14 protein-coding genes and 2 pseudogenes are annotated in these 14,475 nt (G+C 59.5%); 10 read left to right on the top strand and 6 right to left on the bottom strand.

What is annotated here, in order from left to right; translation table 11 throughout:
* From ACIOUG_RS17255 to ACIOUG_RS17240, 4 genes and pseudogenes are all read left to right on the top strand, one after another.
* Positions 1-216: pseudogene (locus ACIOUG_RS17255) on the top strand (succinate--CoA ligase subunit alpha); the annotation flags it as partial.
* Between the two features lie 388 nt (positions 217-604).
* Complete coding sequence (gene brnQ / locus ACIOUG_RS17250; protein WP_027614038.1) at positions 605-1,918, top strand: branched-chain amino acid transport system II carrier protein; 1,314 nt, start codon at positions 605-607, stop codon at positions 1,916-1,918.
* 253 nt (positions 1,919-2,171) lie between these two features.
* Positions 2,172-2,909: a DUF599 domain-containing protein gene (locus ACIOUG_RS17245; RefSeq protein ID WP_401067188.1), complete on the top strand. Its 738-nt coding sequence runs from the start codon at positions 2,172-2,174 to the stop codon at positions 2,907-2,909.
* On the top strand, positions 2,909-3,310 hold the full coding sequence (locus ACIOUG_RS17240) for an MAPEG family protein (protein WP_401067187.1): 402 nt from the start codon (positions 2,909-2,911) through the stop codon (positions 3,308-3,310). The genes ACIOUG_RS17245 and ACIOUG_RS17240 overlap by 1 nt, the downstream gene beginning before the upstream one ends.
* A 75-nt stretch (positions 3,311-3,385) precedes the next feature.
* On the opposite strand, the gene ACIOUG_RS17235 is transcribed toward ACIOUG_RS17240, so the two are convergent.
* Positions 3,386-3,622, bottom strand: a complete 237-nt coding sequence (locus ACIOUG_RS17235; RefSeq protein ID WP_401067185.1) for a hypothetical protein — start codon at positions 3,620-3,622, stop codon at positions 3,386-3,388.
* Positions 3,623-3,780: 158 nt separating this feature from the next.
* Here ACIOUG_RS17235 and ACIOUG_RS17230 point away from each other — a divergent pair, with 158 nt between their 5' ends.
* The 4 genes from ACIOUG_RS17230 (at position 3,781) to ACIOUG_RS17215 (ending at position 7,488) form a co-directional block, all read left to right on the top strand.
* Positions 3,781-4,257 carry a PaaI family thioesterase gene (locus ACIOUG_RS17230; RefSeq protein WP_401067183.1) on the top strand — a complete coding sequence of 159 codons (477 nt, stop codon included), beginning with the start codon at positions 3,781-3,783 and terminating at the stop codon, positions 4,255-4,257.
* Positions 4,254-4,706 (top strand): PaaI family thioesterase, encoded by a 453-nt coding sequence (locus ACIOUG_RS17225; protein WP_401067181.1) that lies wholly within the window; start codon positions 4,254-4,256, stop codon positions 4,704-4,706. The genes ACIOUG_RS17230 and ACIOUG_RS17225 overlap by 4 nt, the downstream gene beginning before the upstream one ends.
* An 81-nt stretch (positions 4,707-4,787) precedes the next feature.
* A complete protein-coding gene (gene htpG / locus ACIOUG_RS17220; protein WP_401067179.1) occupies positions 4,788-6,692 on the top strand; it encodes a molecular chaperone HtpG in 1,905 nt (634 codons plus the stop codon).
* Positions 6,693-6,759: 67 nt separating this feature from the next.
* The gene (locus ACIOUG_RS17215; RefSeq protein WP_401067178.1) at positions 6,760-7,488 is read left to right on the top strand and encodes a dienelactone hydrolase family protein; all 729 of its coding nucleotides are present in this window, start codon (positions 6,760-6,762) and stop codon (positions 7,486-7,488) included.
* A gap of 146 nt (positions 7,489-7,634) precedes the next feature.
* Here the strand turns inward: ACIOUG_RS17215 and ACIOUG_RS17210 are convergent, their stop codons facing one another.
* Both ACIOUG_RS17210 and ACIOUG_RS17205 read right to left on the bottom strand, forming a co-directional pair.
* Complete coding sequence (locus tag ACIOUG_RS17210; protein WP_401067177.1) at positions 7,635-8,498, bottom strand: pirin family protein; 864 nt, start codon at positions 8,496-8,498, stop codon at positions 7,635-7,637.
* A 61-nt stretch (positions 8,499-8,559) separates the two neighbouring features.
* Positions 8,560-8,976: an OsmC family protein gene (locus ACIOUG_RS17205; protein ID WP_401067176.1), complete on the bottom strand. Its 417-nt coding sequence runs from the start codon at positions 8,974-8,976 to the stop codon at positions 8,560-8,562.
* 129 nt (positions 8,977-9,105) lie between these two features.
* On the opposite strand from ACIOUG_RS17205, the gene ACIOUG_RS17200 reads away from it, so the two are divergent.
* Positions 9,106-10,161, top strand: a complete 1,056-nt coding sequence (locus tag ACIOUG_RS17200) for an amidohydrolase family protein (protein WP_401067174.1) — start codon at positions 9,106-9,108, stop codon at positions 10,159-10,161.
* Positions 10,162-10,291: 130 nt separating this feature from the next.
* Entirely contained in the window at positions 10,292-11,917 is a 1,626-nt protein-coding gene (locus tag ACIOUG_RS17195; RefSeq protein WP_401067173.1) for a methyl-accepting chemotaxis protein, read from the top strand.
* 152 nt (positions 11,918-12,069) lie between these two features.
* Here the strand turns inward: ACIOUG_RS17195 and ACIOUG_RS17190 are convergent, their stop codons facing one another.
* From ACIOUG_RS17190 to purM, 3 genes and pseudogenes are all read right to left on the bottom strand, one after another.
* Positions 12,070-12,783 (bottom strand): DUF3108 domain-containing protein, encoded by a 714-nt coding sequence (locus tag ACIOUG_RS17190; RefSeq protein WP_401067171.1) that lies wholly within the window; start codon positions 12,781-12,783, stop codon positions 12,070-12,072.
* 8 nt (positions 12,784-12,791) lie between these two features.
* Positions 12,792-13,442, bottom strand: coding sequence for a phosphoribosylglycinamide formyltransferase (gene purN / locus ACIOUG_RS17185; protein WP_401067170.1), 651 nt, complete (start codon positions 13,440-13,442; stop codon positions 12,792-12,794).
* Positions 13,442-14,413, bottom strand: a pseudogene (purM, locus tag ACIOUG_RS17180) (phosphoribosylformylglycinamidine cyclo-ligase); the annotation flags it as partial. The pseudogene purM and the gene purN, both read right to left, overlap by 1 nt.
* Positions 14,414-14,475 lie beyond the last annotated feature (62 nt).

The following is a 14,475-nucleotide window of genomic DNA, read 5'->3' as shown; positions in this document are numbered from 1 at the left end:
AAGGCACACGTGACCAAGCCGGTTGTTACCTACATCGCTGGTGTGACTGCACCTCCTGGCAAGCGCATGGGCCATGCTGGCGCAATCATCTCTGGCGGCAAAGGCACTGCAGACGAGAAATTCGCTGCACTGCAAGACGCAGGCGTAAAAACCGTGCGTTCGCTGGCAGACATCGGCAAGGCCCTGGCCGAGCTGACCGGTTGGGCTGTCAAATAAGCCTCGTGCTTGACTGACGCTTCACCAGACAAAGGCCACCTTCGGGTGGCCTTTGTTGTTTCTGAAGATCAAAAGATCGCAGCCTGCGGCAGCTCCTACAGATAAGCCTATGTAGGAGCTGCCGCAGGCTGCGATCTTTTGATCTTTGCTTTCTTTATGAAATTTAAATACGTAAACGCGACACAGACACGTCGTGTATCGGATAGTTCGCCCTCAAACAGTGCGTTTGTCAGACAAATTCGTTAGGCTAGCAGCCATTTTTGCGTCTGCCGCCCACAAGGCATGCAACGCGCTAAACGGGTCAGCCCCATACGGACTGACAGCATTTCCCTAACCCCACAGGGAAATCCCCCTCTAAATTCCGATTCAGTAGTGTGGTATTTCCTTAATGAAAGTTTTGAAAGGTCAGGACATCCTGGCACTGGGCTTTATGACATTTGCCCTGTTCGTCGGGGCCGGCAACATCATTTTCCCGCCTATCGTCGGCCTGCAGTCCGGACCCAATGTCTGGATGGCGGCGCTGGGCTTCCTGATCACGGCAGTCGGTCTGCCGGTGGTCACCGTCGTCGCTCTGGCCAAGGTCGGTGGTGCGATGGACGCGCTGAGCAGCCCGATCGGCAAAATCGCCGGCGGTGTGCTCGCTGCGGCGTGCTACCTGGCGGTCGGTCCGCTGTTCGCCACCCCGCGAACCGCGACCGTGTCGTTCGAAGTGGGCCTGGCGCCACTGACCGGCGAAAGCCCGCTGGCGCTGTTCCTCTATAGCTCGGTGTATTTCCTGCTGGTGTTCTTCATCTCGCTGTATCCGGGCCGTCTGCTCGATACCGTAGGCCGTTTCCTCGCGCCGCTGAAAATCATCGCCCTGGCGGTACTCGGCATCGCCGCGTTCGCCCTGCCGGCCGGTGATATCGGTCAGGCCACGCCTGAATACGTCGCGGCACCGTTCTCCCAGGGCTTCATCAATGGTTACCTGACCATGGATACCCTCGGCGCGCTGGTATTCGGTATCGTCATCGTCAACGCGATCCGCTCCCGTGGCGTCGAGTCGCCGGCGCTGATTACCCGTTACGCGATCATTGCCGGCCTCATCGCCGGTGTCGGTCTGGCACTGGTGTACATCAGCCTGTTCCGCCTCGGTTCCGGCAGCCATGAAGTCGCGGTCGGTGCCACCAATGGCGCGGCGGTGCTGCACGCTTACGTGCAACACACCTTCGGTTCGCTGGGCAGCGGTTTCCTCGCGGTGCTGATCTCGCTGGCGTGTCTGGTGACGGCGGTGGGTCTGACCTGCGCCTGCGCCGAATACTTCAGCCGCGTGCTGCCGCTGTCCTACAAGACCCTGGTGATCATCCTCGCCGCGTTCTCGCTGCTGGTGTCGAACCTCGGCCTGACCAAACTGATCGCGTTCTCGATCCCGGTGCTGACCGCGATCTACCCGCCGTGCATCGTTCTGGTGGCCCTGAGCTTCTGCAAGGACTTCTGGCATGAACACGGCCGGATCCTCGGCCCGGTGATGCTGGTGTCGTTCCTGTTCGGCACCATCGACGCCCTCAAGGGCGCCGGTCTGGCTGACTGGATGCCGTCGCAGCTGTCGCACCTGCCGCTGAGCGAGCAGGGCCTGGCGTGGCTGGTGCCATGCGTGATGACGCTGGTGGTCGCGGTGGTTTGCGATCGCCTGCTGGGCAAGCGTAGCGAAGCCGTTGCCTGACGTTGCCTGACTCGCCACAAGCGGGTCTTCAACGCTTAAACAGAAATGCCCCGTATCATCGATACGGGGCATTTTTTGTGGGCGTCTGGCAGTGTCTTTTTCCGCGAGCTAACGTCGAAGCACTGCATCGATTTTATGTAGGAGTGAGCCTGCTCGCGATGGCGTCGTGTCTGTCAGATCAATGCCGGATGTGCCACCGGATCGCGAGCAGGCTCACTCCCACAGGTAGCATCCATACTCCACAGGGAATTGCATGTCGTTCATCCAAGCCAACCTGATCCACCTGCTGGCCGCGCTCTGGTTTGTCATCTGCTGGGGCGGCTACACCCGTTATGCGTCGTGGAAGGCCCGCGACACCGCGTGCCTCGCCAGTGTGCTGCACCTGTACCGCGAAGACTGGATGCGCCGCATGTTGCTGCGCGACAACCGTATCGCCGATGCCAGCGTGATCGGCAATCTGGAGCGCAACGCCTCGTTCTTCGCCTCCAGCACCCTGATCATCCTCGCCGGCATTCTCACCGTCCTCGGTGCGTCCGAGCGCGCGGTGTCATTGCTGGCCGACATCCCGATGGTGCAGCAGGCATCGCAGGGCATGTCGGAGATCAAGTTGCTGTGCCTGGCGCTGGTGTTCGTCTATGCGTTCTTCACCTTCAGCTGGTGCATGCGTCAGTACAACTTTGCTGCTGTACTGGTCGGTTCGGCACCGATGATCGGTGAGCGTCAGGTCTCGGAGCAGGAGCGCAAGGCGTTCGCGCTGCGGGCGGCGCGGGTGATTTCGATGGCGGCCAACCAGTTCAACTTCGGTCTGCGCTCTTACTACTTCGGCATGAGCATGCTGGCGTGGTTCGTCAGCCCATGGCTGTTCATGTTGATGAGTGCCGGTGTGGTGCTGGTGTTGTACCGCCGTGAGTTTCATTCCGACGTTCTCGACGTGATGGTCTATACCCCTACAGAGGCGCCATTGCCCGAAACCCAAAAAGAGGCTGCTTGATGAGTATTCCGTTCTGGTGTGTGTTTATCAGTGCACTGTTGATCTATATCGCGCGTATGCCGGTGGGCAAGGCCATGAAAGAGCAGGGCGGTTACAACAACCACCTGCCGCGTCAACAGCAGGCGCAACTGACTGGCTATGGCGCGAGAGCACTGGCGGCGCACCAGAACAGCATCGAAGCGTTCATCCTGTTTGCCGTCGGCGTGTTGATGGCGCACACCACGCAAACACAAGGCTGGTTGATCGATGCCCTGGCGATCATCTTTGTGATCGCGCGGATTCTCTACTTGTGGCTGTACTTGGCGGATAAACCCTCCCTGCGCAGCCTGGCGTGGCTGGTCGGCCTGATATGTTCTTTGTTGCTGATGATTAGTCCGACTTTTAGAACCGTGTTGCTCTAAGCGGTATTGATGAAAAATCACAGGCAAAAGAAAACCCGCACTTGGCGGGTTTTCTTTTTCTGCATCAAGTCGCAATTATTGCTTCTTGGCAGCTTCATCCTGAGCAGCTTGATTCGATTCAGCCTGAGCTTTGGCAGCTTCGGCGTTTTCTTTTGCTGCGTCGTTCACTTTATCCTGAGCTTTGTTCATGTCTTGCTGAGCTTGCTCAGCATGTTTGTTGGCATCTTGAGCTTTGTCCTCGGATTTTTTATCGCAGGCAGCGAGACCGAGGGAAGCGGTCAACATCAAGGCAATAGCTAAAGTCTTACGCATGGGGTGTTTCTCCTTATGGAAATTAACTACTGGCCTTAAGAGCGCAGCCCCAAAGGTTAAGTTCCTCATTTCGTTCAGATATATAAGTTTGTTTTTTAGTGGAACTTTTGGCGTATTTCTCACTACTGGCAAAAGGCTCTAACGAGAGAAATTATCACATGGCTGAGAACCCCGTTTTTGAGCGCGCTACACGATTTCTCTCGGCCCTGCGCCACTGCCAGGTGCTCGGTTTGACGGTGCACAGCGCCAGCAGCGAAGGGCTGACGGTGAAGCTGCCGTACAGCGCGCAAATCGTCGGCAATCCGCAGACCGGGGTCATCCATGGCGGCGCCATTACCTCGCTGATGGACACGGCTTGCGGCATGTCCACGTTGTGCGTGCTGGCGGAATTCGAAGTTTGCCCGACCCTGGACCTGCGTATCGACTACATGCACGCCGCCGAACCGAACAAGGATGTCTACGGCTTTGCCCAGTGTTACCGGGTCACCACCGACGTAATCTTCGCCCGCGGCTTTGCCTATCAGGACGACCCGCAGCAACCGATCGCCCACGTCGTCGGTACGTTCATGCGCATGGGCAAGGGCCTGAAAGGCACTCAGGGGTTTGGCGGCAGGATCAAAGGAGCAAGCCGATGAGCGATGACTGGAAGCAACAACTGCAGCAGGCCCACGCTCAGGGTGATTACGCGCCACTGTTGCAGATAATTCCTTACGCCGGGCTGATCGGCGTCGAATGCTCCCGGGTCGGCGATGAGCTGCTGTTCAAGCTGCCGGCGAACAAGGACAACATTGGTAACCCTTTATTGCCGGCGATCCATGGCGGGGTGATTGCCGGGTTCATGGAGCTGGCTGCCGCGTTGCATTTGTTGATCTTCACCGGTTCGCCCGGGGTGCCGAAGATCATCGACTTTTCCCTGGATTACCTGCGCGCCGGGCAGTTTCGCGACACCTGGGCCAAATGTCAGGTCTGCCGCCAGGGCCGGCGCGTGGCCAACGTCGCGGTCACGGCCTGGCAAAGCACCGAGAGCGAACCGATTGCCACCGCCCGTGCACACTTCAAAATTGATGAGCCCTTGAAATCCTGAACGCTGCCCCCAACTCAGTGAACAACCCGCCGCCGACCATCTGGGTCGCGGCCAATGCCATCTGATTGGAGTTTGATGACCATGAGTGTGGAAACTCAAAAGGAAACCCTGGGCTTCCAGACCGAGGTAAAGCAGCTGCTGCACCTCATGATCCATTCGCTGTATTCCAACAAGGAAATCTTCCTTCGCGAATTGATCTCGAACGCCTCTGACGCTGTCGACAAGCTGCGCTTCGAAGCCCTGGCCAAGCCGGAATTGCTTGAAGGTGGCGCTGAACTGAAAATCCGTGTGAGCTTCGACAAGGACGCCAAAACCGTCACCCTCGAAGACAACGGTATCGGCATGAACCGTGACGATGTGATCACCCACCTGGGGACCATCGCCAAATCCGGCACTGCCGATTTCATGAAGAATCTCTCCGGCGATCAAAAGAAAGATTCGCACCTGATCGGCCAGTTCGGTGTTGGCTTCTATTCCGCCTTCATCGTGGCTGACCAAGTCGACGTGTACAGCCGTCGTGCCGGCACTCCTGCCAGCGAAGGCGTGCACTGGTCGTCGAAAGGCGAGGGCGAGTTCGAAGTCGCCACCATCGACAAGCCAGAGCGCGGTACCCGCATCGTCCTGCACCTGAAATCCGCTGAGGACGAGTTCGCCGATGGCTGGCGTCTGCGCAACATCATCAAGAAATACTCCGACCACATCGCGCTGCCGATCGAGCTGCCGAAAGAAGTCGCTGCCGCCGAAGGTGAAGAGCAGCCTGCCGTGGAATGGGAAACCGTCAACCGCGCCAGCGCCCTGTGGACCCGTCCGCGCACTGAAGTGAAGGACGAGGAATACCAGGAGTTCTACAAGCACATCGCTCATGACTTCGAAAACCCGCTGGCCTGGAGCCACAACAAGGTCGAAGGCAAGCTCGAGTACAGCTCGCTGCTGTACGTGCCGGCCCGTGCACCGTTCGACCTGTACCAGCGTGAAGCGCCGAAAGGCCTGAAGCTGTACGTGCAGCGCGTGTTCGTGATGGATCAGGCCGAGTCGTTCCTGCCGCTGTACCTGCGCTTCATCAAGGGTGTGGTCGATTCCAACGACCTGTCGCTGAACGTGTCGCGGGAAATCCTGCAGAAAGACCCGATCATCGACTCGATGAAGTCGGCGCTGACCAAGCGCGTGCTGGACATGCTGGAAAAACTGGCGAAAAACGAGCCTGAGCAATACAAGGGCTTCTGGAAAAACTTCGGTCAGGTGATGAAAGAAGGCCCGGCAGAAGATTTCGCCAACAAGGAAAAAATTGCCGGTCTGCTGCGTTTCGCATCGACCCAGGGCGACGACGGCGAGCAGATCGTCGGTCTGGCCGACTACCTGGCGCGTGCCAAGGAAGGTCAGGACAAGATCTATTACCTCACCGGTGAAACCTACGCGCAGGTCAAGAACAGCCCGCACCTGGAAGTCTTCCGCAAGAAAGGCATCGAAGTGCTGCTGCTGACCGACCGTATCGACGAGTGGCTGATGAGCTACCTCAGCGAGTTCGACGGCAAGACTTTTGTCGACGTGGCACGCGGTGACCTCGATCTGGGCAACCTGGACTCGGAAGAGGACAAGAAAGCTGCAGAAGAAGTCGCCAAGTCCAAGGAAGGTCTGGTCGAGCGCCTGAAAACCGCGCTGGGCGATTCCGTCGCCGAGGTTCGTGTCTCTCACCGTCTGACCGATTCGCCAGCCATTCTGGCGATCGGCGAACAGGACCTGGGTCTGCAAATGCGCCAGATCCTCGAAGCCAGCGGGCAGAAAGTGCCGGACTCGAAGCCGATCTTCGAATTCAACCCAAGCCACCCGTTGATCGAAAAACTCGACGGCGAGCAGAGCGAAGAGCGTTTTGGCGACTTGTCGCACATCCTCTTCGATCAGGCAGCCCTGGCTGCCGGCGACAGCTTGAAGGATCCGGCCGCTTACGTGCGCCGTCTGAACAAGCTGCTGGTTGAACTGTCGGTTTAATCAAGTTGCAGAAAAACCCGCTTCGGCGGGTTTTTTCATTCTGGTGTTTAACATTCAGGAGTCAGAAATGAGCCAAGTCACTGTACGTTCCGTGGTCTATCAGCTGGATGGCCAGCCTTATGAAGGTCGTTTGGCGTTTGACGCCGAGCACCAGGGCGCACGCCCGGGCCTGTTGATGGCACCGAACTGGATGGGCGTCAGCGCCGGTGCCGAGGAGATCGCCAAGTCGGTCGCGGCCAAGGGCTACGTGGTGTTGATTGCTGACGTGTATGGTCAGGCCGTGCGCCCGCAGAACGCTGACGAGGCCGGCGCGGCGATGATGCCGCTGAAGAACGACCGGGCACTGCTGCGCAAGCGCATGCAGGCCGCGTTCGAACAACTGCAGAGTCAGGGTGAGGCCGCGGTCGATACCTCGAAACTGGCGGTGTTCGGCTTCTGCTTCGGCGGCTGCTGTGCGCTGGATCTGGCGCGCACCGGTGCGCCAGTGAAGGCCGCCGTATCGTTCCACGGTACGCTGGATTCGCCGAACCCGGCGGACGCGAAGAACATCAAGGGCTCGGTGCTGGTGCTGCATGGTGCTTCCGACCCGTTGGTGCCGACAGAGCAGCTGCCGGCGTTTGAAGATGAGATGAACGCGGCGAAGGTCGATTGGCAGTTGCTAAGCTACGGCGGTGCGGTGCACTCGTTCACCGATCCGCATGCCAATGTGCCGGGCAAGATGATGTACGACGCGAAGACCGCCAAGCGTGCATTCAAGTCGATGCATGACTTGCTGGAAGAAGTGTTCCAGGGCTGATTTTTTCGTCGCCTGTACTGGCCTCTTCGCGAGCAAGCCCGCTCCCACAGGGGAATTGTGGTGTGTACTCAGAACTCATGCACACCACAATTCCCCCTGTGGGAGCGGGCTTGCTCGCGAAGGCTTACTAACCAGCGACCCAACACTCAGGGCAGTTCGATCCGCTCGACTTCCCCCGGCACCGTCGGCCAATCCCCGGCCGCCCATTTGCGCCGTGCCTCATCGATCGCCACCGGATCGCTCGCAACAAAATTCCAGTTGATCCGCCGTGGCCCGTCCAGCGCTGCGCCGCCAAACACCACCGCGTGCACATCGCTCTCGGCAAACAGGCTCATCTCTTCCCCGGCCGGCAATACCGCCAGCGCATGGGGTTCGAGGGGCTCGCCATTCAACTGCGCATCCCCGCTCAGCACATAAACAGCGCGTTCCGCATGTTCGATCGGAATCAGCAGTGTGGTCGCGGTCTGCATCTTCACTTCGGCGTACAGCGTAGGAGAAAGCACCGGTACCGGTGATTCCAGGCAAAAGCCTGACCCGGCGATCATCCGAATCTGCACGCCAAGGTTATCGCTGACCGGCAGGGTTGCCGCCGGGTGATGGCTGTAGTGTCCCGGGCCATGCTCGTGATCCTTGGGCGAGGCCAGCCAGATCTGCAAGCCGTGCATGCTGAAGCTTTGTTCCCACAGCGCCTGCGGCGTACGTTCGACGTGGGCAATCGCACTGCCGGCGGTCATCCAGCTGACATCGCCGGCGCTGACCACCTGATCGGAGCCGAGGCTGTCCTTGTGCTGGATCTGTCCTTCGAACAGGTAGGTCAGGGTCGACAGGCCGATGTGCGGATGCTGGCGGATGTTCATGCCTTTTCCCGCCGGATAAACCGTCTCGAGCATGTGGTCGAAAAACACGAACGGCCCGACGCTGCGGCATTTGGCTGACGGTAGCGGGCGCAGGATCGGCTGGCCTTCGACGTCTTCGGCGCGCGGGCGGATGATCAGGGGTTGCGTATCCATGGTGGATTCCAGGCTGAGCGGGTGATGCCAGAAGCATAACCCGCCGCTGGCTAGAGGGTGATTACTGGCTGTCGAAGCCTTGTGGGGCGTGGGTTTCGATGCTGACGTCGGTGCTGGTCATCAGTTTGTGGATCGGGCAACGATCGGCGACGCGCAACAGTTCTTCACGCTGGGCATCGGTGAGAACACCCTTGAGGGTAAGCGTCACGTGCAGCACGTATTTGCCTTTCTGCTCTTCGCTGTTGTCGCGTTTGACCTCGACACCGACGCCGGTCAGCGGGATGTCTTTCTTCTTCGCGTACATCTTCAGGGTCAGGGCCTTGCAGGCACCAAGCGCGGCGTCGAAGTAGTCGTGCGGTTCGGGGGCCGAGCCTTCGCCGCCGGCAGACTTCGGTACATCGGCAAACAATTCGTGGTCATCAATCTGTACGGTGTGACGAAAACCTTCGGCGGAGACGGTATTGACGGTAACGGTCATGGCAACCTCACTGGCAGTAGGAAAAAGTCGTTCGATCAAAAAAGACCTTGCAGTTATAGAGCATTCCTACAGAGCCGCGTTCCACTTTCCTGCAGGATGAACCCTTGTCATCGGATCAAGGTCTAGGCTATGCCTACCTGCCGGAGATTACTTGTGTCCTTGTTTCGTTTGAGTCTTGCCTGCCTGCTGGCATTTGCCGGTAGCGCCAGCGCCCGCGATTACACCTACAGCGATGCGCACCTGCATTACGTGGATTTTTTCCAGGAAACCGCCGGCATGGCGAAATTGCTCACGGCCATGCAGGACAATTCCATCGACCATGTGATGATTTCCGGGATTCCCGTGGCGAAGAAATGGCATGAGGACGAACCCAAGCGTCCGCGCTATTACGCCGGCGATGACGCTGATGCCTACTGGTACAGCGCCACCGACGTGATCGTTGCCGATGCCGTGCAAAAGCTGACTGCGGAGCAGCGTCAGCACTTCCATCCGTTCCTCTCGGGCTTTAACCCCAATGACAAGAACTCCGCCGCGCATATTCAACGCATGCTCGACCTCTATCCGGGGCTGTGGCAGGGCATTGGCGAAGTGTTCACCCGCCATGATGATCTGACCGCGCTGACCGCCGGCGACACGCCACGGGCCAATAACGAAGCGATGACCCGCATCTATCACCTGGCCGCCGAAAACGATCTGCCGGTGATGCTGCATTCCAACATCACCTCCAAGCGTGAGAAGAATCCGCTGTACCTGAAGGAAATCGAAGAACCCCTGCGTAATCACCCGCACACGCGGTTCATCTGGGCTCACGCCGGCACCAGTGCGGAAATCCATCGGCACCAGACGCAGCTGAAGTTCCTCCTGCCGACGGTGAGCCGGATGCTTGAGGCTTATCCGAATCTGTTCATTGATCTGTCGTGGAGCATGCTCACGCCGTATCTGCTGGACGAGCAGGGCAAGCCGCGAGCGGAATGGCTGGCATTGGTCGAGAAATACCCTGAGCGCTTCATGGTTGGTTCGGATGTTGTAGGCCGATTCAACAAGCTCGGTAAGGAAATGCACAGTTTCACGCCGTTCCTTGATGCCTTGCCTGAAGACGTGGCGCGTAAAGTCGCCCGGGATAACTTCCTGGCGATATTGCCGCGAACAGCGGCAAAGTCCGGGAAAACGGCGCTGAATCGTTAATGCCGAGGGTTCGAAGTATCAAGGCCATTTGATATCACGTTTTCGTCTTACGCAAATTTGCGCCGGGCCGATACCTTCTAAAGCAACCAGCTGCAGGGTTGATGCAGCGCTTTTGGAAGGAACCAGAGTCATGAGCATCCGTAGTCTGAATATCGCGCCGCGTGCCGGCCTGGGTTTTGGTGTGTTGGCGTTGATGGTGTTTGCCCTGGGGGCATTCGCCCTGCTGCAAATGTCGAACATGCGCGCCCAGTCTGATGAGGTCGATAACAACTGGCTGCCGAGCGTGATGGCGGTCGGCGAGATGAGTCAGGACATGCTGCGCCTGCGGGCGCTGACCATGCGCCTGTTGCTCAATCGTGATCCGCAGGCGCTGGAGCAGAACGTCAACAAGCTCAATGAGCTGCGTGGCGTGCTGAGCGAGGCGCAGCAGCGCTACGACGTTCTGATCGTATTGCCCGAGGAGCGAAAACTGTTCGACCGCTTCAAGCTCGCCGAGCACAAGTACCTGGAGTTTCAGGCGCAGGTCATGCAGTTGTCGGCGCAGAATCGCGTTGAGGAGGCTGCAGCGATCCTCAACGGGCAGATGAGCCCGTTGGCCGACGACATGGCGGTGACTCTCAAAGAACTGGTCGAGCTGAACAAACACAACGCGAATCTCGCCACCGAAGCCGCGCGACTGGTGTTTATCAATTCGCGCGTGTGGGTCGGGGTGATGATTGGCGTTACCGCGCTGATCACCATCGCTCTGGCGTTGCTGCTGACCCGCAGCATCGTCCTGCCGCTGGCGCAGTCGCTGGGCGTGGCGGAAGTGGTGGCCGGTGGCGATCTGACCGGCGATATCAGTATTTCCGGCAAGGACGAACCGGCGCGACTGCTGCAGGCGTTGAAGAGCATGCAGCACAACCTGCGCGACACCATCCGGCAGATTTCCGAGTCGTCCAGCCAGTTGGCCTCGGCCTCGGAAGAACTCAGTTGCGTCACCGAAGACGCCACGCGCGGGTTGCATCAGCAAAGTCTGGAGATCGAGCAGGCGGCGACGGCGGTCAATCAGATGACTGCCGCCGTGGAAGAGGTGGCGAGCAATGCAGTGGCGACTTCCGAGGCGTCGCGCGAGTCTGATCGCATTGCCCAGCATGGGCGCGAGCAGGTCCGGCAGACAGTGACTTCAATCCAGTCGCTGGCCGAGGATGTCGGCTCCAACGCGGCGCAGGTGGAGGATCTGGCGCAGAAGGTTCATGGCATCAGCAAGGTGCTCGACGTGATTCGCTCGATTGCCGAGCAGACCAATCTGCTGGCGTTGAATGCGGCGATCGAGGCGGCGCGGGCGGGCGACGCCGGTCGCGGCTTCGCAGTGGTGGCGGATGAAGTGCGGGCGTTGGCGCATCGCACCCAGCAATCGACCCAGGAAATCGAGCAGATGATCGGTGGTATTCAGCAGGGCACCGATTCGGCGGTGGGTTCGATGCAGCAGAGCAGCATTCGTGCGAATTCGACGCTTGAACTGGCCAAGGCTGCGGGCGTGGCGCTGGAGGAAATTGCTTCGGCGTTCACCTTGATCAATGAGCGCAATCTGGTGATCGCCAGTGCCTCGGAGGAGCAGGCGGCAGTCGCTCGTGAGGTGGACCGCAATCTGATGAACATTCGTGACTTGGCGACGCAGACCTCGGCCGGGGCGAATCAGACCAGTGCGGCGAGCCAGGAGTTGTCGCGGCTGGCGGTGGATTTGAACAATATGGTGGCCAGGTTTTCGGTCTGAACCGGTTCCTGTTGGAGCTGCGGCACGCTGCGATCTGTTGATTCTGCTTCAAGATCAAAAGATCGCAGCGTGCCGCAGCTCCTACAGGGGGGGGAGAAATCGCAGGCACAAAAAAGCCCCGCATCTGCGGGGCTTTTCGGTGTAGCGGCGGATTAGCTGCCTTTGACAGCCTTGCCGTTGACGGTGCCGTCGAGGAGCATGATGTTGTACTCCTTGCCGTCGGTTTCAACCTGTTGCAGGCGGACCAGCAGGTAATCCCAGTCCTTGGCGAACCACAGCACGGTGGTGCGCTTGCTTTGTGTCGGGTCGCGTACGCGCTCGACCTTGATCGCATCGATCTTGCCGGCCTTGGTTTCGACTTTCTCGGCACCCAGGACACGGAAGTCGTAAGTGTCGACATCGCTGCCATCGACCACTTGATAGCTCATGGTCTTTTTGCCGGCGGCGAGGTCATGCTGAAGGGCCAACTGGTAGGTGGATTTGTCGACCATGCCACGGTTCAGTGCAACCTTGACCGGATCACCGCGATCGGTGCCGGTGACCATCTTGGCGTTCCAGTCGAAGTCCAGATCCATTTTCTTGGTTTTGCCCAGGCCACCACGTTCGAAGTGGTAGGACTGTGGCAGCAGGGTGTCCTTGTCCAGCGTCAGGGTGCTTTCTTCGGTCAGGCTGGCGATCATCATCGACGCCTTGAAGCTGAGTTTCCAGACGCCGTTGGCTTCCTTGGTCAGGCTGCGCTCGGCGGTGCCGCTCATGGGCAACTGCTTCCAGTCGGCGGTGTAGCTGGCGGAGAACGGTTGAAGGTCTGCCGCCTGCGCGAAGGGCAGGGCTAACAGAGCGCAAGCGAAGAGCAGGGCGCGACGCATAAAATCTCCTAGTGTCGAATCAAGTGGCCGCTGGCCGCGAGTAACTGGCCATCCAGTAAAGCACCTTGCTCGCCGAGTGCCAGCCGGCCTTCGGCAAACCAGCGTACAGCCATCGGATAGATCAGGTGTTCCTGGACATGCACTCGCTGCGCAAGTGTCTGCGGCGTGTCGTGCAACTCTACCGGTATTACTGCCTGTACGACCAGTGGTCCACCATCGAGTTCCTCGGTGACGAAGTGCACGGAGCAGCCGTGCTCGGCGTCGCCGGCCTCGAGCGCGCGCTGATGCGTGTGTAACCCTTTGTATTTGGGCAGCAGCGACGGGTGGATATTGAGCAGACGACCCTGGTAGTGACGCACGAAATCAGCGCTGAGAATGCGCATGAAGCCGGCCAGCACCACGAGTTTCGGATTGAATTCGTCGATCAGTTCGATCAGGGCGGCATCGAAGGCCTCGCGACCTTCGAAGGCCTTGTGATCCAGCGAGCGGGTGGCGATACCCGCGTCGCTGGCGCGTTGCAGGCCGTAGGCGTCGGCGCGGTTGGAAATCACCGCAGCGATGCGGACCGGGCTGTCGCCGGTCCGCGTGCTGTCGATCAGAGCCTGCAAGTTACTGCCGGTGCCGGACAACAGCACCACGACATCACAGGTTGCGGACATTAATGAGCCTTAAGGTTCTGCAGATCAACCTGGGCAGCGCCTTCGGCAGCGGCAGCGATCTGGCCGATGACCCAAGGTTGCTCGCCGGCGTCACGCAGGGTGTTCAGGGCCACTTCAACGTGCTCCTGAGCCACGCAGATGACCATGCCCACGCCGCAGTTCAGTACGCGGTGCATTTCGGTTTCGTCGACGTTGCCTTTCTCTTGCAGCCAGTCGAAGACCGCCGGGCGAGTCCAGCTGGCCACGTCAACCACGGCCTGAGCGCCTTTTGGCAGAACACGCGGGATGTTGTCCAGCAGGCCGCCACCGGTGATGTGGGCCATGGCTTTGACCGCGCCGGTGTCTTTGATCAGCTTGAGCAGCGGCTTCACGTAGATGCGGGTCGGGGCCATCAGCAGGTCGGTCAGCGGTTTGCCGTCGAGCTGGATGTTTTCGATGTCGGCGCCGGACACTTCGATGATCTTGCGGATCAGCGAGTAGCCGTTGGAGTGCGGGCCGGACGATGGCAGGGCGATCAGCGCATCACCAGTGGCGACTTTCGAGCCGTCGATGATTTCGGCTTTTTCCACTACGCCGACGCAGAAGCCGGCCAGGTCGTAGTCTTCGCCTTCGTACATGCCTGGCATTTCAGCGGTTTCGCCGCCAACCAGCGAGCAACCGGACAGTTCGCAGCCGGCGCCGATGCCGGTCACAACCTGGGCAGCGGTGTCGACATTCAGCTTGCCGGTGGCGTAGTAGTCGAGGAAGAACAGTGGCTCGGCGCCGCAAACCACGAGGTCGTTGACGCACATGGCTACCAGGTCGATGCCGATGCTGTCGTGCTTGTTCAGGTTCAGCGCCAGGCGCAGCTTGGTGCCGACGCCGTCGGTGCCGGAAACCAGCACAGGCTGCTTGTAGCCGGCCGGGATTTCGCAGAGGGCGCCGAAACCGCCCAGGCCGCCCATGACTTCCGGGCGCGCAGTGCGCTTGGCGCCGCGATTTGTCGCCAAACCTGGCGCTTCCGGTCAACAGACGCTGGAAGTGCAGGGCATGA

The sequence above is a fragment of the Pseudomonas sp. NPDC087803 genome (assembly GCF_044742995.1).
Lineage (GTDB): Bacteria > Pseudomonadota > Gammaproteobacteria > Pseudomonadales > Pseudomonadaceae > Aquipseudomonas.
This window is presented reverse-complemented; position numbering and strand designations above follow the sequence as displayed.

What these genes read in the sequence shown, in the direction of transcription:
- brnQ (WP_027614038.1), top strand. Translation starts at nt 605, where the DNA reads ATGAAAGTTTTGAAAGGTCAGGACATCCTGGCACTGGGCTTTATGACA.
- ACIOUG_RS17245 (WP_401067188.1), top strand. Translation starts at nt 2,172, where the DNA reads ATGTCGTTCATCCAAGCCAACCTGATCCACCTGCTGGCCGCGCTCTGG.
- ACIOUG_RS17240 (WP_401067187.1), top strand. Translation starts at nt 2,909, where the DNA reads ATGAGTATTCCGTTCTGGTGTGTGTTTATCAGTGCACTGTTGATCTAT.
- ACIOUG_RS17235 (WP_401067185.1), bottom strand. Translation starts at nt 3,622, where the DNA reads ATGCGTAAGACTTTAGCTATTGCCTTGATGTTGACCGCTTCCCTCGGT.
- ACIOUG_RS17230 (WP_401067183.1), top strand. Translation starts at nt 3,781, where the DNA reads ATGGCTGAGAACCCCGTTTTTGAGCGCGCTACACGATTTCTCTCGGCC.
- ACIOUG_RS17225 (WP_401067181.1), top strand. Translation starts at nt 4,254, where the DNA reads ATGAGCGATGACTGGAAGCAACAACTGCAGCAGGCCCACGCTCAGGGT.
- htpG (WP_401067179.1), top strand. Translation starts at nt 4,788, where the DNA reads ATGAGTGTGGAAACTCAAAAGGAAACCCTGGGCTTCCAGACCGAGGTA.
- ACIOUG_RS17215 (WP_401067178.1), top strand. Translation starts at nt 6,760, where the DNA reads ATGAGCCAAGTCACTGTACGTTCCGTGGTCTATCAGCTGGATGGCCAG.
- ACIOUG_RS17210 (WP_401067177.1), bottom strand. Translation starts at nt 8,498, where the DNA reads ATGGATACGCAACCCCTGATCATCCGCCCGCGCGCCGAAGACGTCGAA.
- ACIOUG_RS17205 (WP_401067176.1), bottom strand. Translation starts at nt 8,976, where the DNA reads ATGACCGTTACCGTCAATACCGTCTCCGCCGAAGGTTTTCGTCACACC.
- ACIOUG_RS17200 (WP_401067174.1), top strand. Translation starts at nt 9,106, where the DNA reads ATGCCTACCTGCCGGAGATTACTTGTGTCCTTGTTTCGTTTGAGTCTT.
- ACIOUG_RS17195 (WP_401067173.1), top strand. Translation starts at nt 10,292, where the DNA reads ATGAGCATCCGTAGTCTGAATATCGCGCCGCGTGCCGGCCTGGGTTTT.
- ACIOUG_RS17190 (WP_401067171.1), bottom strand. Translation starts at nt 12,783, where the DNA reads ATGCGTCGCGCCCTGCTCTTCGCTTGCGCTCTGTTAGCCCTGCCCTTC.
- purN (WP_401067170.1), bottom strand. Translation starts at nt 13,442, where the DNA reads ATGTCCGCAACCTGTGATGTCGTGGTGCTGTTGTCCGGCACCGGCAGT.